16 protein-coding genes and 5 pseudogenes are annotated in these 18,780 nt (G+C 66.9%); 16 read left to right on the top strand and 5 right to left on the bottom strand.

From position 1 onward, the window contains the following. Positions 1-68: 68 nt before the first annotated feature. Positions 69-362, bottom strand: coding sequence for a hypothetical protein (locus QP165_RS05660; RefSeq protein ID WP_056016105.1), 294 nt, complete (start codon positions 360-362; stop codon positions 69-71). Between the two features lie 252 nt (positions 363-614). Between QP165_RS05660 and argS the strand changes: the two genes are divergently transcribed. From argS to tatC, 8 genes and pseudogenes are all read left to right on the top strand, one after another. After that, on the top strand, positions 615-2,339 hold the full coding sequence (argS, locus tag QP165_RS05655) for an arginine--tRNA ligase (RefSeq protein WP_333994333.1): 1,725 nt from the start codon (positions 615-617) through the stop codon (positions 2,337-2,339). Further along, positions 2,339-3,064, top strand: coding sequence for an SPOR domain-containing protein (locus QP165_RS05650; protein WP_333994330.1), 726 nt, complete (start codon positions 2,339-2,341; stop codon positions 3,062-3,064). The genes argS and QP165_RS05650 overlap by 1 nt, the downstream gene beginning before the upstream one ends. Before the next feature lie 69 nt (positions 3,065-3,133). Beyond that, positions 3,134-4,135 (top strand): annotated as a pseudogene (locus QP165_RS05645) (glycoside hydrolase family 3 N-terminal domain-containing protein). 104 nt (positions 4,136-4,239) lie between these two features. Continuing rightward, positions 4,240-4,962: a segregation and condensation protein A gene (locus QP165_RS05640; protein ID WP_333994327.1), complete on the top strand. Its 723-nt coding sequence runs from the start codon at positions 4,240-4,242 to the stop codon at positions 4,960-4,962. Continuing rightward, positions 4,959-5,565, top strand: a pseudogene (gene scpB / locus QP165_RS05635) (SMC-Scp complex subunit ScpB). Before QP165_RS05640 ends, scpB begins: the two are co-directional and overlap by 4 nt. Positions 5,566-5,592: 27 nt before the next feature. Then, entirely contained in the window at positions 5,593-5,832 is a 240-nt protein-coding gene (locus QP165_RS05630; protein WP_056016091.1) for a twin-arginine translocase TatA/TatE family subunit, read from the top strand. Between the two features lie 49 nt (positions 5,833-5,881). Further along, complete coding sequence (gene tatB, locus QP165_RS05625; RefSeq protein WP_333994323.1) at positions 5,882-6,385, top strand: Sec-independent protein translocase protein TatB; 504 nt, start codon at positions 5,882-5,884, stop codon at positions 6,383-6,385. A 51-nt stretch (positions 6,386-6,436) separates the two neighbouring features. Continuing rightward, entirely contained in the window at positions 6,437-7,222 is a 786-nt protein-coding gene (tatC, locus tag QP165_RS05620) for a twin-arginine translocase subunit TatC (protein ID WP_333994322.1), read from the top strand. A gap of 88 nt (positions 7,223-7,310) precedes the next feature. Here tatC and QP165_RS05615 read toward each other — a convergent pair whose 3' ends face one another. The 3 genes from QP165_RS05615 to QP165_RS05605 form a co-directional block, all read right to left on the bottom strand. Beyond that, a complete protein-coding gene (locus QP165_RS05615) occupies positions 7,311-7,445 on the bottom strand; it encodes an entericidin A/B family lipoprotein (RefSeq protein ID WP_056016086.1) in 135 nt (44 codons plus the stop codon). 271 nt (positions 7,446-7,716) lie between these two features. Then, positions 7,717-9,357 (bottom strand): sensor histidine kinase, encoded by a 1,641-nt coding sequence (locus tag QP165_RS05610; protein ID WP_082445730.1) that lies wholly within the window; start codon positions 9,355-9,357, stop codon positions 7,717-7,719. A gap of 11 nt (positions 9,358-9,368) precedes the next feature. Further along, the gene (locus QP165_RS05605; protein ID WP_156350073.1) at positions 9,369-9,530 is read right to left on the bottom strand and encodes a NepR family anti-sigma factor; all 162 of its coding nucleotides are present in this window, start codon (positions 9,528-9,530) and stop codon (positions 9,369-9,371) included. 269 nt (positions 9,531-9,799) lie between these two features. Between QP165_RS05605 and QP165_RS05600 the strand changes: the two are divergent. From QP165_RS05600 to QP165_RS05565, 8 genes and pseudogenes are all read left to right on the top strand, one after another. Continuing rightward, positions 9,800-10,602: pseudogene (locus QP165_RS05600) on the top strand (response regulator). Between the two features lie 333 nt (positions 10,603-10,935). Then, positions 10,936-11,589, top strand: a complete 654-nt coding sequence (locus tag QP165_RS05595) for a sigma-70 family RNA polymerase sigma factor (protein WP_056016074.1) — start codon at positions 10,936-10,938, stop codon at positions 11,587-11,589. Between the two features lie 305 nt (positions 11,590-11,894). Next, positions 11,895-14,581 (top strand): annotated as a pseudogene (locus QP165_RS05590) (bifunctional [glutamine synthetase] adenylyltransferase/[glutamine synthetase]-adenylyl-L-tyrosine phosphorylase). Positions 14,582-14,953: 372 nt separating this feature from the next. Next, positions 14,954-15,556: pseudogene (locus QP165_RS05585) on the top strand (M23 family metallopeptidase); the annotation flags it as partial. Positions 15,557-15,631: 75 nt separating this feature from the next. Next, positions 15,632-15,970 carry an iron-sulfur cluster insertion protein ErpA gene (gene erpA, locus QP165_RS05580; protein WP_333994319.1) on the top strand — a complete coding sequence of 113 codons (339 nt, stop codon included), beginning with the start codon at positions 15,632-15,634 and terminating at the stop codon, positions 15,968-15,970. A gap of 6 nt (positions 15,971-15,976) precedes the next feature. Beyond that, complete coding sequence (gene xth / locus QP165_RS05575; RefSeq protein ID WP_333994317.1) at positions 15,977-16,747, top strand: exodeoxyribonuclease III; 771 nt, start codon at positions 15,977-15,979, stop codon at positions 16,745-16,747. Beyond that, positions 16,744-17,538: a transporter gene (locus QP165_RS05570; RefSeq protein ID WP_056016058.1), complete on the top strand. Its 795-nt coding sequence runs from the start codon at positions 16,744-16,746 to the stop codon at positions 17,536-17,538. Before xth ends, QP165_RS05570 begins: the two co-directional genes overlap by 4 nt. After that, complete coding sequence (locus tag QP165_RS05565; protein WP_333994315.1) at positions 17,539-17,868, top strand: hypothetical protein; 330 nt, start codon at positions 17,539-17,541, stop codon at positions 17,866-17,868. A gap of 13 nt (positions 17,869-17,881) precedes the next feature. Here QP165_RS05565 and QP165_RS05560 read toward each other — a convergent pair whose 3' ends face one another. After that, complete coding sequence (locus QP165_RS05560) at positions 17,882-18,763, bottom strand: class I SAM-dependent methyltransferase (RefSeq protein ID WP_333994313.1); 882 nt, start codon at positions 18,761-18,763, stop codon at positions 17,882-17,884. Positions 18,764-18,780: the final 17 nt, after the last annotated feature.

The following is an 18,780-nucleotide window of genomic DNA, read 5'->3' as shown; positions in this document are numbered from 1 at the left end:
CCACGCGCGCACGAAAAGGGGTGTGCGACGCGTGTCGCACACCCCTTTGTCATGCCAGATGGCGCGGTTCAGCGCGCGACGGCAGCGATACCGCCAGCGGCGCCGGTGGCTTCGGTCGTCTTGAACGCAACGGGGACGCCGCCCGACACGCCCGACACGCGGTTGCCGTTGACGACGAGGCGGAACGCCTGGCCCGAGGGATAGCGGCGACCGCTGATCACCTGACGGCCATGGTCGACGTTGCTCGTGTAGACATAGGTGTCGCCCTCATGGACGAACGACTGCTTGCCCTCGTCGGCCATGCCGATCGTCGAGGTCAGTGCGGCAGCGGCGGCGGCCAGGATGTATACGGTCTTGCGCATGGTCTGTGCTCCGTCTTCCAGGGGTGTCGGGCGGGATCGTTCCAGCCCGACTGTCATGCCCAAAGATATTGCGGTGCAGCATCGGTCGCAAATGCAAAGGAGTCCGTCGCGGTTGCACGTCGTGCACGGAAAGCGGCGGGTGCGGGCACCGGCGGCGCTCCGCGGGGTGCGCGAGGGATGAATTGAGCGCGGGAAGCGTTTGGGCTAGAGCGCCGGGCTGAATATTTACTTCTTTACGATACCGGAATTGCCATGACGCTCTACACCCGCTTTGCCGCGCATATCGATGCGGCGCTCGATACGCTGACCGAGGCGGGACTCCTGCCGGCCGGGCTCGATCGCAGGAACGTGACGGTCGAGCCGCCGCGCGACGCCAGCCACGGCGATCTCGCGACGAACGCGGCGATGGTGCTCGCCAAGCCCGCAAAGACCAACCCGCGCGTGCTGGCGGATGCGCTCGTTGTCGAACTCGGCAAGATCGACGCGGTCGAAAGCGCGAGCGTCGCCGGCCCGGGGTTCATCAACATGAAGCTCACGGACGATTCCTGGCGCGACGAACTGGCCGCGGTACCCGTTGCGGGCGCGGATTATGGCCGCTCGACGCAGGGCGCGGGGATCACGGTCAACATCGAATATGTCTCCGCCAATCCGACCGGGCCGATGCACATGGGGCATTGCCGTGGCGCGGTGGTCGGCGATGCGCTGGCCAGCCTGCTCGAATTCGCCGGGCACCGGGTGATCCGCGAATATTATGTCAACGATGCGGGCGGGCAGGTCGACGTGCTCGCGCGGTCGGTGCACCTGCGCTACCGCGAAGCACTGGGCGAGACGGTCACGATCCCCGAGGGCCTGTATCCCGGCGATTATCTCGTGCCGATCGGGCAGGCGCTCGCGGCCGAATATGGCGACCGGTTCGTCGATGCGGCCGAGAGCGACTGGCTGGCGACGTTCCGGACGCGCGCCGTGGCCGCGATGATGGTGATGATCCGCGCCGACCTCGCGCTGCTGGGGATCGAGCACGAGGTGTTTTCGTCCGAGGCGGAATTGCAGGCGCTCGGCAAGCCCGAGGCGGCGGAGGCCGAGTTGCGGTCGCGCGACCTCGTCTATGACGGCGTGCTCGAGGCCCCCAAGGGCGAGATGGCGGACGATTGGGAGCCGGTCGAGCTGCCGCTGTTCCGCTCGACGCAGTTCGGCGACGATCAGGATCGCCCGATCAAGAAGTCCAACGGGTCATGGACCTATTTCGGCGCCGATCTCGCCTATCATTTCCAGAAGAGCCAGACCGCGGATCAGCTGATCGACATCTGGGGTGCGGATCATGGCGGGACCGTCAAGCGGATCGTCGCGGGCGTCGCGGCGCTGACCGGCGGCAAGACGCGGTTCGACGTCAAGCTCGTCCAGATGGTGCGGCTGCTGCGCAACGGCGAACCTGTCAAGATGTCGAAGCGGTCGGGCAACTTTGTCACGCTCGCCGACGTCGTCAACGAGGTCGGCAAGGACGTCGTGCGCTTCACGATGCTGACGCGCCGCTCGGACGCGCAGATGGACTTCGACTTCGCCAAGGTGGTCGAGGCGTCGAAGGACAACCCGGTCTTCTATGTCCAGTATGCGCATGCGCGGATTGCGTCGCTTCACCGGCGCGCGGCAGAGGCGGGAATCGCGGAAATCGAGGCTGACCTGTCCCGGCTTGATACGGACGAGCTCGCGCTGATGAAGCTCGCCAGCCAGTTTCCGCGGATCGTCGAGACCGCGGCAACCGCGCGCGAGCCGCACCGGATAGCCTTTTATCTCTATGACTTGGCAGCAGCCTTCCACGCATTGTGGAATGTCGGGAACGACCGCCCCGATCGCCGCTTCCTCGTCGTCGAGGATCCCGGCGCGACCGCGGCACGGCTTTTCCTTGCCGACGCAATCGGGCAAATCATCCGCAACGGCCTGGCAATCATGGGCGTCGAGGCGGTTTCGGAGTTGAATTGATGGCCGACGAAATGGACCTTCGCGACGAGGATCGCCTTCCCTGGCTCGAAACCGTCGAGCCCGACGACCGCGAGGGGCCGTCGGCCGCGCGCGTGGTCGCGCTCGTTGTGCTGGGGCTGGGCGTGCTGGCTGCGATCATCTTCGGGGTCTATTCGATGCAGAACCGCGCCCCGACCGGCGACGGACGGCTGATCGCGGCCCAGGAAGGACCGTACAAGGTCAAGCCCGACGATGTCGGCGGGCTGAAGGTCAATGGTGAGGGCGACAGCGCGATCGCGACCAGCGCCGGCAAGGGCGCGGGCAATGGGGCGATCGACCTGACCGGCGTTCCCGAGGCGCCCGTCGCGGGGACGCGCTCGACGGCAAAGGTCGCGGAACCGAGCGGTGAAGCCGGACGCAATGCGGTGGCGCAGGTGCCCGAATCGGGCGGCAAGCTCGTCGCCGCGGCGCCGCTGCGCGCCAAGCCGGCGGCTGCGGGGACGGCTGCCGGAGGGTCGCTGGTTCAGCTCGGTGCGTTTCCAAGCGCGGCCGTGGCCAATGCGGCCTGGACCAACTTTTCCAAGCGGTTCAGCTATCTGGCACCGCTCGCCAAGTCGGTGGAACCCGTCGCGCGCGGCGGCAGCACGCTGTACCGGCTGCGCGTCGACGCGGGCAGCGCGAACCAGGCGGCGGACATCTGCGGGCGTCTGCGCGTCGCGGGCGAGACCTGCTTCGTCGCGAGCTGAGGTCTGCCGGTCGACCTGCATGACGGGTTTAGCGTGACGCACCGGGAGTGAGTGGGTAGATCGGCGGGCATGAAGCCCGTCATCTTCGGCCTGTCCGGCCCCGTGCTCACCCCCGACGAACGCGCATTCTTCGCCGAATGCGAGCCCGCAGGCTATATCCTGTTCCGGCGCAACGTCGTCGATCGCGCGCAGGTCCGTGCGCTCACCGATCTCGCTTCGCGCGCTCGCAGGGCGCGACGATCTGGCGATCCTGATCGACCAGGAAGGGGGCCGCGTCGCGCGGATGGGTCCCCCGAATGGCCCGCATTTCCGGCGGGGCCGATATTCGATGCAGCCTATGACCGGGCACCGATGACCGCGATCCAGGCGGCGCGGGCGAACGCGCATGCGCTGGGTCTGATGCTCAGCGAAGTCGGGATCACCGTCGACTGCCTGCCGCTGCTCGACGTCGCGCAGCCGGACACGACCGAGGCGGTCGCGACGCGGACCTATGGGTCGGACCCGATGCGCGTCGCGGCGCTGGGCCGCGCGACGCTTGAGGGACTTGCGGCGGGCGGTGTCGCCGGCGTCGTCAAGCACATGCCGGGGCATGGCCGAGCACGCGTCGACACGCATCATCATCTCCCCACCGTCACTGCGACCGACGCGGAACTCGAGGTCGACATCGAACCGTTCCGCACGCTCAACCGCGCGCCGATGGGAATGACGTCGCATATCGTGTTCGAAGCCTGGGACGCCCATCGTCCCGCGACGCTGTCACCGGTCGTGATCGAGCGCGTCATCCGGGAGCGGATCGGCTTCGACGGACTGTTGATGACCGACGATATCGACATGAAGGCGCTGTCGGGAACCGCGGGCGAAAAGGCCGCGGGGGCGATCGCGGCGGGATGCGACCTGGTCCTCGACTGCTGGGCGCGCATGGACGAGATGATCGAGATCGCGGGACGGCTCGGCGAGATTGCGGACGTGTCGCGCGCCAGGCTCGATCGCGCGATGGCGTCGGTAGGGCGCGCGACGGGTGACTTCGCGGAGATGATCGCGACGCGCGACGCCTTGCTCGCGCGGGTCTAGGCGCGCCTCGATCCCTAAGCCTTGCGGTCAATCCTGACGCCGTCGACCCTGTCGCTGGCGACAAGCCGGCTGCATGCGGCGCGTCGATGGTGTAGGCCGCGGTCATGGACGATCCACAGCTGACGCTCGATCTGGAGGGCTGGGAAGGGCCGCTCGATCTGTTGTTGTCGCTCGCGCGGGGTCAGAAGGTCGATCTTCGTGCGATCTCGATCCTTGCGCTGGTCGAACAGTATCTGGCGTATGTCCGCTCGGCGCGCGTGCTGACGCTCGAGCTTGCGGCGGATTATCTGGTGATGGCCGCATGGCTCGCCTACCTCAAATCGGCGCTGCTGCTGCCGCGCGATCCGCTTGCCGAGCCGGATCCCGAAGCGATGGCGGCGCGGCTGCAGCGACGGCTCGAACGGCTCGATGCGATGCGGGAGGCGGGCGCGCGGCTGATGGCACGCGACCGGATGGGCCGCGACGTGTTCGCACGGGGCGCACCCGAGGGGCTGAAATCGATGCGCACCGCGGCGTGGCGCGTCGAGCTCTATGAGATGCTGGAGGCGTATGGACGGGTCTCGGCGCGGAGCCGTCCGGTGATGCACGTGGTCGCGGACCGTGCGGTCATGACGCTCGAGACGGCGCTCGCGCGGGTATCGGCGTTGCTCGGCGAGCGGATCGACTGGAGCGAGATCGCGAGTTTCCTGCCCGATGCGGAGTTGCGGCTGCGGCGGTCGGCACTGGCATCGAGCTTTGTCGCCGCGCTCGAGCTTGCGCGGCAAGGGAAGGTCGAGCTGCGGCAGACAGAGCCCTTTGCGCCGCTGTATCTCAGGCGGTGCGGATGAGCCCGCCCGACGCGGTGACACGCGCGGTGGAGGCGGTGCTGTTCGCGGCGGAGACACCGCTGACGATCGATGCGATCTCGCGGGCATGTCGGTGGCGCGGCGGGGGACGTCCGCGCGGCGCTCGACCGCCTCGTCGCCGATTATGCGGGACGCGGCGTCGGACTGGTCAGGCGCGGCGAGCGCTGGCATTTCGAGACCGCCGCGGACATGTCGCATGTCGTGCGGCATACGCGCGAATCGCCGCGCCGGCTGAGCCGCGCCGCGACCGAGACGCTTGCGATCATCGCCTATCACGAGCCCGTCACCCGCGCCGAGATCGAGGCGATCCGCGGCGTCCAGATCTCGAAGGGCACGCTCGACGTCGTGATGGAGGCGGGCTGGGTCCGGCCTGCCGGGCGGCGCGCGGTGCCGGGGCGACCGCTGCTGTTCGCGACGACGCCGGCGTTTCTCGCGCATTTCGGGCTCGCCAGCCGCGCGGACCTGCCGGGAATCAGCGACCTTCGTGCCGCGGGGCTGCTTGATCCGGTCGATTGTGCCGAGGAAGAGCGTATCGAGGGCGCGAACCGCGAAAGCGCTGTGGCAAACGCGGACGATGACGCCTAGATAGTAACCGGTCTTAGGAGAAATATCATGGGTGGTTTCAGCCCTATCCACTTGCTCGTTCTTGCGGTCGTCGCGATCCTGCTGCTCGGTGGTGGTCGATTTTCCAGCCTGATGGGCGATGTCGCCAAGGGCGTGAAGAACTTCAAGAAGGGCATGGCCGAGCCCGACGACGACGCGACCGCCAAGCCGTCGGCGCGCATCGAGGCGCAGAAGGCCGCCGACCCCGCGTTCGATCGCGACGGCAACCGCGTTCGCGAAGAGCGCTGAGCGTCGGTTGACGCGGCTAGTTTCGATGCGTCCAGACAGGCGGGACTGAATGTTCGATATCGCTCCCTCCGAGTTCCTGCTCGTGGCCTTTGTCGCGCTCGTCGTGATCGGTCCGAAGGACCTGCCCAAGGCGATGCGCGTGGTCGGCTATTGGGTCGGCAAGGCGCGTGGCGTCGCCCGGCAGTTCCGGTCCGGCTTCGATTCGATGGTTCGCGAGGCCGAGCTCGAGGAAATGGAGAAGCGCTGGGCCGCCGAGAACGAGCGGATCATGCGCGAGCATCCGCCGACCGAGCCGGCCAAGGCTGATGACGTCGCGGCGATTTCGTCGCACGGCACGCAGGATCCGGTCGATCGACCCGCGGACGATCACAGCGGTGATCCGGTGATGGTGGAGAAACCCGTGGTCGCGCCTGCAAAGTCGATGGACAGCCTCGACCTGTTCGAGGACGCGCACGCGACCAATGCCCCGGCGCCCGACACGTCGTCTGGCAAGCCACGCGCCGGTGCGAAGGGCGAAACGCCCGGCACGACGTCCGACATCGCCCCGTCGTGACCATCGTGACAGTCGAAGAATTGCAGCCTCGAATGCCGAGAGCCTAACCGCATGAGTGAAATCGACGAAAGCCGGGCGCCGCTGCTCGACCATCTGATCGAGCTGCGCCGACGGCTGCTCTACTGCATCGCCGCGCTGGTGGTGACGTTTGGTATCGCGATGTATTTCGCCGAGGACATTTTCGGGTTCCTTGTCCACCCGCTGCTCGCGGCGGGGCAGGACACGGTGATCTATACCGAAATCTTCGAGGCGTTCTTCGTCCAGGTGAAGGTCGCGTTCTTCGCCGCGATGATGCTGTCGTTCCCGGTCATCGCGAACCAGCTGTGGCAGTTCGTCGCACCGGGGCTGTACAAGAAGGAGAAGCGTGCGCTCTTGCCGTTCATCCTCGCGACGCCGGTGCTGTTCCTGACCGGCGCCGCGATGGCATATTACATCGCGATCCCAATGGCGTTGCACTTCCTGCTGGGGTTCGACGGCGTCGTTGGCGGCGTGAAGCGCGAGGCGCTGCCCGCGATCGGCCATTACCTGTCGTTCACGATGCAGTTCCTGTTCGGCTTCGGCCTCGCGTTCCTGCTGCCCGTCCTGCTGATGCTGCTCGAGCGTGCGGGCATCGTGACGCGTCAGCAGCTCGTCGGCGCGCGCCGCTATGCGATCGTGGCGGCCTTCGCGATCGCCGCCGTGCTGACCCCGCCGGACATCGGCTCGCAGCTGCTGCTCGCGATCCCGCTCGTCATCCTGTACGAGTTCGCGCTTATCGGGATCTGGTTCACCGAGCGGAGTCGCGAGAAGGCCAAGGCGCTCGAGACGGACGAGGAAAGCACTGATCTCGTTCCCTGACCGCGCGTCGCGCGCGGTGTCCCCAGGCAAACAAAAACGGGGCCCGGTGCATGTGCACCGGGCCCCGTTTCATTTTAAGCGCAAAGGCTTACTTGGCGTCGCTCGCGGTCTTCGCAACGGTGCGGCCCGCCGAGCTCACGTCCTTGCCCGCGCCTTCGACCGTGTTGCATGCCGACACGACCAGAGCACTGGCAACAATCGCCAATCCAACCAACTTACGCATGATATTCCTCCTAGACGGGCTTGATGCCACCGACAGGTCAAATGTCCGGGCTGCATTTTCGTTCCGACGCCGGAACCACACAAATGCCGCGACATGACCCTAGACGATAAAGGCCCGGAAGCATCACCGGGGGGGGGTGATACTTCCGGGCCTATGACTTGGATAGCGAGAGCGGGGGGCATAATGTCGCTATCCGAAGTGTAGAACGGCGGCGGTGGTCGTCGGTTCCGGCGGTCGTGAGGAATTTTTTAAGGCGCCGGATTTAGCGTCTTCAGTCACGTCCGATCACTGCGAATGCGATCTCGTAGGCGCCCACCAGCGGGTCGTGGTGAAGCGCTGAACGCAGCTGGCGCGACAACCCCTCCATGACGCGGCCATAACGCTGCGACGCCTCGCGGAGCGCATCGCTCTCGATCAGCGCACGCGAAATGACGCGGAGCACGGCGCGGTTCGGATCGTCGCCGGGCTTGATCGAGACCCGGATCTGCGCCGCCGGATCGCAGCTCATCGCCAGCTCGATCGTCTCGGTGGCGAGGAACGCCACCGCGACCGCGACGTCCTGGTTGACGAGATAGGGATCGACGTCGAGCGTGATGCCGAGCCCGTGCGACCGGCTGGAGGCTGTGGCGCGGATGTTCGACGACAATTCGCCCAGCATCGTCCTGAGGTTCAGCCCACGGTTTTCCTCGAGTTCGGCGAAGTGGTTCCGGTGAACCACCGCCAGCGCATCGACGCGGCGCTGGATCGAGGAATAGGCATCGGTCGCGTCGTCGCTGCGTGCGCTGCGGGCGTGGAAATTGATCAGGCTGGAGATGACCTGGAGGTTGTTCTTGACCCGGTGGTGGACCTCGCGCGTCAGCTTGGTCTGCCGGACGAGCCCCGCCGCAAGCCCGGCCTCATGCGCCGCAACCGTCTGGCTGATCGACTGGAACGTGTCGCCGAGCTCGCGGATCTCCTGCGCCGGCAGCGCGCGCACCGTGCCCGTATCGATGACCTCGCCGGGGACATAGGCCGCGACGGCTGCGCGAAGCTGGCGCAAGGGACGGATCAACAGGCGGTCGACGACGAACCAGCCAATCCCCGCCGCCGCCGCCCACATCAGCAGCGGGAGCAGCATCGCGATGACCAGCGACGAGGTGATCGGCGCGCTGCGGACGCTGGTACGCAGCGCCAGTCCAGCGACGCCGAGATCGGTGCGCATCGTTTCCATGCGATCGAGCGGTGCCTCGTCCGAAATCATCTCTAGCCGCAGCGCATCCTGGCCAAGCACGAGCGCGCTGCTGAAATCGAGCGTGTTGGTTGACGGACGGCCAATCCGTTCGAGAAACATCCGGGGAAAATAGGCACGCGCCGACGTGTCGCCGCCGGGCCCGGTGATGGCAAGCACGAGCCCGCGGTCGGGCAGGATCGCGGCCTCGACCGGGTTCGACACGGCGTTCAGCGCGACCGGATCGGGAAGCGCCTGGCCACAGAGTACGCGGCCGGCGCGGTCGGTGATGACGAACCGGGTCCCCGCGGACGATTGCTGCGCGAAGACTCCCTGTGCGCGGGCACAACTCGGCGCGTCGGCAGGGTCCGAGCCGAGCGCGTTCACCGCGACGCGCAGCGCAGTCATGTCGCCAATGAGTTCGATCGCGATCGCGCGCGCGCTTTCGGCAGCGGCAACGCGCAGGCGTGCGCGCGCCTCGGCATCGACGACACGCGTCGTCTGGAGCGTGGCGAACACCGCGATCAGCGCAAGCGGCAGCAATGCCGCGCTGAGGATCAGGAAAAGCTTTGCCCCCGTCGGCAATCGGCCGAGCGATGCGGACAAGGCCGAGCGCTGTCGTACGACGGGGGCGGCTGTATCGCCCCCGTCAAGGTCAGGGGCGGCCGGGGATTCGAAACGCGGTGGCGATGAGGGCGAGGCCATCCGGCCCGCCGTCAGTCTAGCTTGCCGAGCAGCGCGAGAAACTCGTCCGGAACGGCCTCTTCAACGGTTTTCTGATAGACCGAGCGCAAGGCGCTGCCCATCTGCCGATCCTTGTCGGCGGTGGAACGGGGCGTCTTGCTTGCCGGGGTCTTCTGTTGCGTGTCGTGGCCCAAACTCAAACTTCCCCCTGCACGACGCACGTTACGTTGGCGAGCATGTGATGGCGAATGCGCACCGGACGCGACGCGACAGGCACACACTCGGAATATTGTTCGTGAAACCAAATAGCCTCTCGATGGTTCCCCGTTCGAGCGAAAAATCGACACCGTCGTTACGAAAGGGCACAACCCGGACGATATTGCGACGGACGAAGGCTCGTGGCGCATTACAATGACGGCGTTCCAGTCGGGGCGTCGTACCGATCAGGGAGTTACCAATACCCATGTCGCTTGGACAGCAACTCGCCCCGCATCTTCCTTTTTGCGGCGCTACGGCCGGGCTCTGACCGGCAGTCAGAGTCATGGCGACAAATATGTGCGCGCGACGTTGGAGGCCATCGTCGCGGCGCCGGAAGAATTTCCCAAGGACGTCGACCCTCGTCTTGGCCTGTACCGGATGTTCCAGGCGATCTGGGCCTCGGCCAATTATGACGAAGTCGCCGACGAAGGTCCGGGCGACATGGACGGCCAGGCGGCTGTCGCCCGTGCCCGCATGTCGCGGATGACGCCGTTGTCGCGTCAGGCCTTGCTGCTCACCGCAATGGAGGGCTTCACCCCCGAGGACGCGGCGTATCTGATCGACGTCGAGCCGAGCGAAGTCGAGGAGCTGGTCACCGAGGCGCTTGCCGAGATCGAGAACCAGACGCGTGCGCGCGTGCTGATCATCGAGGACGAGCCGATCATCGCGATGGATATCGAGACGATCGTTCGTGATCTGGGTCACGACGTGACAGGCGTCGCGGTAACGCGCGACGAGGCGGTCGCGCTGGCGATGGAAGAGCGTCCCGGCCTCGTGCTGGCCGACATTCAGCTGGCGGACGACAGCTCGGGCATCGATGCGGTGAAAGACATCCTCGCCGAGTTCGAGGTTCCGGTGATCTTCATCACCGCGTTCCCTGAGCGCCTCCTGACGGGCGAGCGCCCGGAGCCGACGTTCCTGATCACGAAACCGTTCCAGCGGTCGACCGTCAAGGCTGCAATCAGCCAGGCGCTGTTCTTCGACCAGGCGACAGTTCCCGGCCTCTAAGCTGGCGCTGTCATCGAGCGGCATGGCCCCGAGAGGTCATGCCGCTCGATAAGTTTCGAAGGTTACGGACCCAAAACGGTCCTTGGTCGTTTGACCGAAATGGCTGATCCAAACGAACCGATCCATGTCGATGGCGAAGACGCTCGCGCAGGCGAAACGCCGCACATGACGCGGTATATCCTCGCGATATCCCTCGTCCTTGTCATTGCGATCTTTGCTTTTCTGGTCATTCGATAGCATATGACGACAGGTGCGGGGCGGTGTTTGCCGATCCGTGCTGCCATGGCGGCTGGCTTTCGGGCACAGTCGTCCTAACGAGACGATCGGAATTACATGATACAGTCTGCTCAGCGTGACGACGAGGTCGACGCCGGTGAGGCCGAAGTCGCGCCGCTGGAGCACGTTTCGCTTTCGGATGCCGAGTTCAAGGTTCAACTCGCCCAGGTGATTCCGCATCTTCGCGCATTCGGGCGCTCGCTGTCGGGCAGTCGCGATCTTGCCGATGATCTTGTCCAGGAAACGCTGTTGAAGGCATGGGCCGCACGTCTGCGTTTCCAGGCCGGCACGAACATGCGCGCTTGGACGTTCATCATCCTGCGCAACCTGTATCTGTCGCAGATGCGTCGCGCGCGCTTCAAGGGCGAATGGGATGATCTGGTCGCGGACCGTATCCTCGCGGCACCCGCCAGCCAGGATCGTCACGTCGAACTGGGCGACATGCAGCGTGCGCTCATGCATCTGCCACAGCCGCAGCGTGAGGCGCTCATTCTCGTCGGCGCCGGTGGCTTCGCGTATGAAGAGGCGGCGGAGATCTGCAACGTCGCGGTCGGCACGATCAAGAGCCGTGTCGCACGTGGTCGCGTTGCGCTCGAAACCATTCTGACCGACGGGTCGCTTCCCTCACGCCGTGATCACGAGACCGATGCGAGCAAGAGCGCACTCGATTCGATCATGGGTGATGTCGAGCATTTGAGCCGCGGCCGTTAATCTGTTTGTCGGATAGGTCGGGTATCGGTCGATCCGACGTTTCTCGATCTCTAGTGCGCGCGGTGCGGCGCGTCGTCGAGTTGGTCGAGAAGCGCGGCGAAGTCCCGGGGCATGGTCGACGGACGACCGTAGACGCGGCACAAGGAGGCCCCGATCGCATCGGTGCGGCGGGGCGCACGTATGACGCGGCCGCCATCCTCGACGCCGCGCGAGATTTGAGGTTCGTAAGTCATGCGTCCATAACGATGAGCCACGCTCTTCGTTGCATTTTGACTTGACTTTACTTGCCTTTTGCGGGGTGCGCGATGATCCGAGATCCTGAGCCAGCGACGTATCCGGCAGGGCAGCTCGCGGACGCGCTTGATCGGGCACGACGCTGGTCGCCGTTTCTGGCGATGATCCTCACTCGCGAGCCAGCCGTCGCCGAGGATCTGGCGAACGGCCGCTTCGACCTGGCGCACCAGACATTTGCCGATGACGTCCCCGTCGGTCGGCAGTTGCGTCTGCAGCGGCGTGCGCTGGCGCTCAAGGTCGCGGTTGGCGATCTGGCGGGTGTGCTGGACCTCGGCGCGGTCACGACGGCGCTGACGCGGTTTGCCGATCACGCGCTCGATACCGCGATCCGCACCGCGATCAAGGAACGAACCCCGGATGCCGAAGTCCGGGGTTTCGTCGCGATCGCGCTGGGCAAACAGGGTAGCGGCGAGCTCAATTATTCGTCCGATATCGATCCGATCCTGCTTTACGATCCCGGGACGCTGCCCGTTCGAGGCACCGAGACTCCCGACGTCGCCGCGGTGCGGATTGCGCGGCGCGTCGTCGAATTGCTCCAGGCGCGCGACGGCGATGGCTATGTGCTCCGCGTCGACCTGCGATTGCGGCCATCGCCCGAGATCACCCCGATCGCGCTGCCCGTGTCGGCCGCGATCAGCTATTACGAGGCACAGGCGCTGCCGTGGGAGCGCGCGGCGTTCATTCGCGCGCGCGCCGCGGCGGGTGACATCGCGCTGGGCAGCGCGTTCCTCGACACGATCCGCCCGTTCGTCTGGCGCCGGGCGCTCGATTTCGGCGCGATACGCGAGCTTCGCGGCATCTCGCGCCGCATCCGCGACCATTATGCGCAGGGGCAGGCGTTCGGCGCGGGCTATGATCTCAAGCGCGGGCGTGGCGGGATCCGCGAGGCGGAGTTCTTTGCGCAGATCCACCAGCTGATCCACGGCGGGCGAGATCCCGCGTTACGGGCGCCCGCGACGCGGACCGCGCTCGCCCGGCTCGCCGATGCCGGATGGATCGGGCGCGACGAGGCGGGGGCGCTGAGCGCGAGCTATACGTTGCTGCGGACGATCGAGCACCGCGTGCAGATGGTCGACGATCGCCAGACGCATCGTCTCCCAGAAGGCGAGGCGCTCGACCGGCTGGCATGGCTTCACGGGGCGGAGAACGGTGCCGCGCTGCTTGCGGAGATCGCGCCGCATGTCGCGTCGACGGGGCGGATCTACGACGCGCTTGACGATGATGCGGCGGCGGGGTTGCCGCACGATCCGCGCGGGCTCGAGGCCAATCTCGTCGACGCGGGCTTCGCCGATCCCGATGCCGCGCGACGACGGATCGATGCGTGGCGCGGCGGTGCCTATCCGGCGCTGCGAAGTGCCGCCGCACAGGAGGCGCTCGAACAGGTGTTGCCGACGCTGATCCCGGCGCTTGCGACGGCCCCCGAGCCGCAACAGGCGCTGATGCGGCTCGATGCGATGATCGAGCGGTTGCCGAGCGCGATCAACATCTTCCGCCTGCTCCACGCACGGCCCCCTCTGGCGAGGCTGCTGGTCACGATCCTCAGCCATGCGCCGACGCTCGCGGATGAACTGGGGCGCCGCGCGAACCTGCTCGACGGGCTGATCGACGCGAGCGCGCTGATGCCCGTCGCGGACCTCGAGACGCTGAAGGCGTCGATGCACGGCGGTGATACCGATGGCGACTATCAGGCGCTGCTCGATCACGTGCGGCGGACCGCGGGCGAGATGCGGTTCGCGCTGGGGGTGCAGATCGTCGCGGGGACGTCCGATCCGCTCGACGTCGCGTCAGGCTATGCGCGCGTCGCGGAGGCTGCGATCGACGTGCTGGCGAGTGCGACGGTCGCGGCGTTCGTCGCGACGCATGGTCGTGTCGCGGGGAGCGAGCTCGTGATCGTCGCGCTGGGGCGGATGGGTGGCGCGATGCTGACGCATGCGTCCGATCTCGACCTCGTCTATCTGTTCACCGGCGACTTCAACGCGGAGTCCGATGGCACAAAGCCGCTTGGTGCGTCGCTCTATTACAATCGGCTCGCGCAGCGGATCACCGCCGCATTGTCGGTCCCGACCGCGGCGGGGCCGCTCTATCAGATCGATACGCGGTTGCGCCCCATGGGGGGCAATGGCCCGCTGGTCGTGTCGCTCGACAGCTTCCGCCGCTATCAGCAGGACGAGGCGTGGACGTGGGAGCATATGGCGCTGACCCGCGCGCGCGCGGTGTTCGGCTCGCCGACGGCGCACGTCGCGGTCACCGACGTGATCGCGGCTGTCCTGTCGGGGGACCGCGTCGCGCACGACATCGTGGGCGACGCGCGCGAGATGCGCGCGAAGATGGCCGCGCACAAGCCGCCCCAGGGACCGCTGGACGCAAAGCTGTTGCCCGGGGGCTGGTCGATCTCGAATTCGCGACCCACGTCGTCCAGTTGACCCGCAAATCGGGGTTTGACCCCAATCTGCGGACCGCGATCGCGCGCCTGGTCGACGAGCGGGCCATGCCTGCGTCGATGCTCGAGGCGCACGACGTGCTGACACGGTTGCTGGTGACGCTGCGCCTCGTCGCGCCCGATGCGGTGCTTCCGGGTGACGCGACGCAGGCGGTCATCGCGCGGGCGCTCGGGGTGTCGGACTGGGGCGGCGTGGAAGCGGCGCTCAAGCAGGTCTGTGCCGACGTGATGCGATTCTGGGGCGAAATCACCGTGTGAAGTGCGTTGCGGCCCGGCGAAGGTTTCAACGGTTCGCCGTGCGCGGCTCCCGGTCTGGCCCGACATCGCGGCGCCGGACTTGCTTAACGCGGCGGCATCGGCCCTAAAAGCACGGTCTGGAGCGCGGAGGGGCTGCGATCAGAGACATTGCCTTGGCGCCGGGTCCCGAAGGATCCGCGCTCGATATCTGTCGGGGACTAATGGTCAACATCACCGGTACCGCTGCAGCGTTCGCTTCCAAGGCTGTGGGTAGCATCAAGCGTCACGTCACGGTCCTCGCGATTGGCGCCGTCGCTTTCTGCCTTCCCGCTTACGGCACCGCACAGGCCGCCGACGATCTCGCCCGCCGCGAAGACCACCGCACATGCGACCCGGGTTGCAATGGGTGGGCCGCTTGCCCCCGCCGACAGCCCCGAGACGCTCGCCGATCTCCGCGCCGACTCACAGTTCCGCACGCTCTTCCAGACCTGGAAGAAGGCCGACACGCTGCAGCAGGGCGTGATCGCGATCCCGTCGGTCCAGCCGGTTCACCTGCTGTCGTTCACGAGCAATTTCGGCATCCGCTCTGATCCGTTCCGCGGTACGGCCGCGATGCACGCAGGCGTCGACATTCCCGGTCCGGTCGGCACGCCGATCTATGCGACCGCGGATGGCATCGTTTCGCACGCCGGTCGCCAGGGCGGCTATGGCAATCTGGTCGAGCTCAACCACGGCAAGGGCATCGCCACGCGCTATGGCCATCTGTCGAAGATCCTGGTGGGCGACAATGTCCGCGTGACGCGCGGGCAGCTGATCGCGCTGATGGGATCGACGGGGCGTTCGACCGGTCCGCATCTGCATTACGAGGTCCGGATCGATGGCCATGCGGTCAACCCGATCCCGTTCCTGACCACGGCAGACTATCTGCTCGCCGCGCAGGACCGGTCGGTCGGTGCGATCCCGGTTTCGACGAGCGGTCCTGCCGCACAGGACTGAGCGCTTCGGCGTATCGAGGCGGCGGATAGGTTTACTTAGGTTGCCGCGGTCCTGCCGACCGCCTATCTCGGGTGCATGGCAACGCTTGCACCCGACATCATCCTGACCCCTTCTGCGGCGGCGCGCGTCGCTGCGATCGCCACCAAGCAGGGTAAGCCCGCGATCCTCCGCCTTTCGGTGGACGGCGGCGGATGCTCCGGGTTCCAGTATAAATTCGGGTTTGCAGACGACATCGACGCGGATGACGTCATCGCCGAGACCGACGGCGTCCGATTGGTCGTCGATGCGGTCAGCATCGATCTGGTCCGTGGCTGCGCGGTCGATTATGTCGAATCGCTCGCCGGCGCGGCCTTCAAGGTCGAGAATCCGAACGCTGCATCGGGATGCGGCTGTGGCTCCAGCTTCTCGGTTTGATGTCGCGTGAAGATCGTCACCTATAACGTCAACGGCATCAAGGCGCGGCTGCCGCGGCTGATCGAGTATCTGACCGAAGACCAGCCGGACATCGTGTGCCTCCAGGAACTCAAGTCGAGCGACGAGACGTTCCCGGTCGCCGAGATCGAGGCGGCGGGCTACGGCGCCGTCTGGCACGGGCAAAAGGCGTGGAACGGCGTCGCGATCCTCGCAAAGGGTGCGACGCCGGTAGTGCGCCAGCGCGGGCTGGACGGCGAGCCCGAGGACGAACATAGCCGGTACATCGAGGCCGAGACAGGCGGGATCGTCGTCGCTGCGTTGTACTTGCCGAATGGCAACCCGCAGCCGGGGCCGAAATTCGACTATAAGCTGCGCTGGATGGACCGGCTGGCCGCGCGCGCGCGCGTGCTGCTCGCGGAAGAGGTGCCCGCGGTCCTTGCCGGCGACTATAATGTCATCGCGAACGACGACGACACCTATTCGGTACGCGCGATGCAGGACGATGCGTTGATGCAGCCCGAAAGCCGTGAATGCTATCGCGCTCTGGTCGGGCAGGGCTGGACCGATGCGCTCCGCACGCAGTTTCCCAAGGGTGGCGTCTGGACGTTCTGGGACTATCAGGCGGGAGCGTGGCAGCGCGATGCGGGGTTCCGTATCGACCATCTGCTGCTCAGCCCGCAGGCGGCGGACCGGATGATCGATGCCGGCGTCGACAAGGCCTATCGCGGCCGTGACAAGGCCAGCGACCACGCACCGACCTGGGTTCGGTTGCGGTGAGGCTGCTGCCGCTGCTGGCGGCTGCGATCGCTATCACGGGGACTTCGCCGGCCTTCGCGCAGGACCGGCCCTATTGCCCCGAACGTCCGGGGATCGATACGCCAGCCTGTACGATGGCGAAGGGCCGCGTGTCGGTCGAGACGTCGATCGCCGACTGGACGCGCGACGATCAGTCAGGCACGCGTGAGGACAATGTGCTGGTCGGTGATACGCTCGTGCGGGTCGGCGTGTCGGACACGATCGAGGCCAGGCTTGGGTTCACGCCGTTCGGCCATGACCGGACGCGCGATGGGGCGGCGGTCGAGTCCGCCAATCGTGTAGGCGACGTATCGCTCGGGATGAAGGCCAATCTGCGCGATCCGGACGGCAGTGGTCTGGCGATCGCGCTTCTGCCGTTCGTGAGCTTGCCCGTCGGGCGTCGGCCGATCGGCGATGGCGATTGGGGCGGCGGCATGCTGCTGCCGGTTACCTATGAGATCAGCGACAGCGTCTCGGTCGATCTGACCCCCGAGGTGGATGCCGCGGTCGACGATGATGGCCACGGCCGCCACGTCGCGTTCAGCACTGCCGCGGGACTCGCGTTCAAGCTCGGCAAGTCGCTGACCGCGATGGGCGAAGTCCAGGCGTTGCGCGACGATGACCCCGGCGGCGCGACGACGCAGGCCGTGGCGGCGGCATCGCTTGCCTGGCTGGCGACGGACGATCTGCAGTTCGACCTGTTCGGCGCGGTCGGCCTGACGCATGATACGCCCGATGCCCGTCTCTATGCGGGTATTGCGCGGAGATTCTAGATGCTTGCGATGCTGCTGATCCTGCAAGGCGTCGCCGGCCCACCGGCCCCCCGTATCGTGCGCAAGACCCAGCCAGCCACGGTCCCGTGTCCCGAGATCGTCCCGGGCGATGAGATCATCGTCTGCGGTCGCCCCGACGACCAACGGCTTGGCCGTCTGCCCGAACCGCAGCGGCGGGCGCCCGAGGCGCCGCTGACGTTCCGGCTGCCGGGGGGCGGGCAGGGCAATGTGCATGCGGTCCAGAGCACGCTGCCAGGAGCGACGGGGTCTGGCGCGGTCGTGTCGCTCAGGATCCCGTTCGGCCGATCGAAGCCCGCTACGCCGGAATAGCCTGCATGCCGCGCTAGGCGGGATCGGATGGCGTCGGCGGGCCCGCCTTGCGCAGTGCCTCGGTGAGCGAGGTCCGCCCGCTGCCGCGGCGCGCGGGCTTTGGCTGCGTCGGGGACGGGGCCCAGCCGGTCAGGAACACGATCTCGAACCGCTCGGCGGTCCGGCCGTCGTCGTCGCCCGCGGCACCAAAGGCCTGCGCGAGCGCGACCAGCGTGCTGCGCGTCATCGCGGTGCGCGTCGCGAGCAGGTTTGATGCCGCCATCCCGCGCAGGTCGCCAAGCAGGCGCCCGACGTCGCGGTAGCCGACATTCAGCGTCTCGACATCGGCAACGGGAAGCGCGAACCCCGCGCGCATCAGCAGATCCCCCGAGGACCGCACGTCGATCTGCGGATGCAGACGCGCGGCCGGGCGTTCTGCCTCGGCCATCCGCAGCGCGCCGCGCAATGCGGGCAGGCTGCCCGCGCCCGCGAACGCGCCGAGGAACAGCCCGTCGGGCCGCAGCACGCGGCGGATCAGGCTCAATGCGCCGGGCAGGTCGTTGACCTGGTCGAGGACGCCCGCGCTGATCACCAGATCGAACGACGCATCGGCGAACGGCAGGCGATCCTCGTCCGCTTGGACGCCGCCATGAGCTGCGGCAAACGCATATCCCGCATCACACCGCGCGACGCGCGTGCCGGGCGGCGGGACGAACGCGCCGTCGAAGCTGCCGAGATCGAGCACGTCGACGAAATCGCGTTTCACCGCATCGAGTCGCTCGGCGATACCGTCGAGCATCGTCGCGCGGACGAAATCATGATCGCCATAGACCGGTGCCGCGCGGTCGCGGCGGGTCCGGCGGGCGGCACGGTCGAATATTTCGGGCGCGGCGTGGTGGGGGTCGGGGGTTTGCACGCCGCGCTTGTGCCGCG

The sequence above is a fragment of the Sphingomonas sp. 22R3R2A-7 genome, assembly GCF_036856055.1.
Lineage (GTDB): Bacteria > Pseudomonadota > Alphaproteobacteria > Sphingomonadales > Sphingomonadaceae > Sphingomonas.
Note: the sequence above shows the minus strand (reverse complement) of the source record. Positions and strands in the feature narration are given on the sequence as shown.

What these genes read in the sequence shown, in the direction of transcription:
- QP165_RS05660 (WP_056016105.1), bottom strand. Translation starts at nt 362, where the DNA reads ATGCGCAAGACCGTATACATCCTGGCCGCCGCCGCTGCCGCACTGACC.
- QP165_RS05595 (WP_056016074.1), top strand. Translation starts at nt 10,936, where the DNA reads ATGATACAGTCTGCTCAGCGTGACGACGAGGTCGACGCCGGTGAGGCC.
- QP165_RS05630 (WP_056016091.1), top strand. Translation starts at nt 5,593, where the DNA reads ATGGGTGGTTTCAGCCCTATCCACTTGCTCGTTCTTGCGGTCGTCGCG.
- QP165_RS05615 (WP_056016086.1), bottom strand. Translation starts at nt 7,445, where the DNA reads ATGCGTAAGTTGGTTGGATTGGCGATTGTTGCCAGTGCTCTGGTCGTG.
- QP165_RS05650 (WP_333994330.1), top strand. Translation starts at nt 2,339, where the DNA reads ATGGCCGACGAAATGGACCTTCGCGACGAGGATCGCCTTCCCTGGCTC.
- QP165_RS05565 (WP_333994315.1), top strand. Translation starts at nt 17,539, where the DNA reads ATGCTTGCGATGCTGCTGATCCTGCAAGGCGTCGCCGGCCCACCGGCC.
- tatB (WP_333994323.1), top strand. Translation starts at nt 5,882, where the DNA reads ATGTTCGATATCGCTCCCTCCGAGTTCCTGCTCGTGGCCTTTGTCGCG.
- erpA (WP_333994319.1), top strand. Translation starts at nt 15,632, where the DNA reads ATGGCAACGCTTGCACCCGACATCATCCTGACCCCTTCTGCGGCGGCG.
- QP165_RS05640 (WP_333994327.1), top strand. Translation starts at nt 4,240, where the DNA reads ATGGACGATCCACAGCTGACGCTCGATCTGGAGGGCTGGGAAGGGCCG.
- argS (WP_333994333.1), top strand. Translation starts at nt 615, where the DNA reads ATGACGCTCTACACCCGCTTTGCCGCGCATATCGATGCGGCGCTCGAT.
- tatC (WP_333994322.1), top strand. Translation starts at nt 6,437, where the DNA reads ATGAGTGAAATCGACGAAAGCCGGGCGCCGCTGCTCGACCATCTGATC.
- QP165_RS05610 (WP_082445730.1), bottom strand. Translation starts at nt 9,357, where the DNA reads ATGGCCTCGCCCTCATCGCCACCGCGTTTCGAATCCCCGGCCGCCCCT.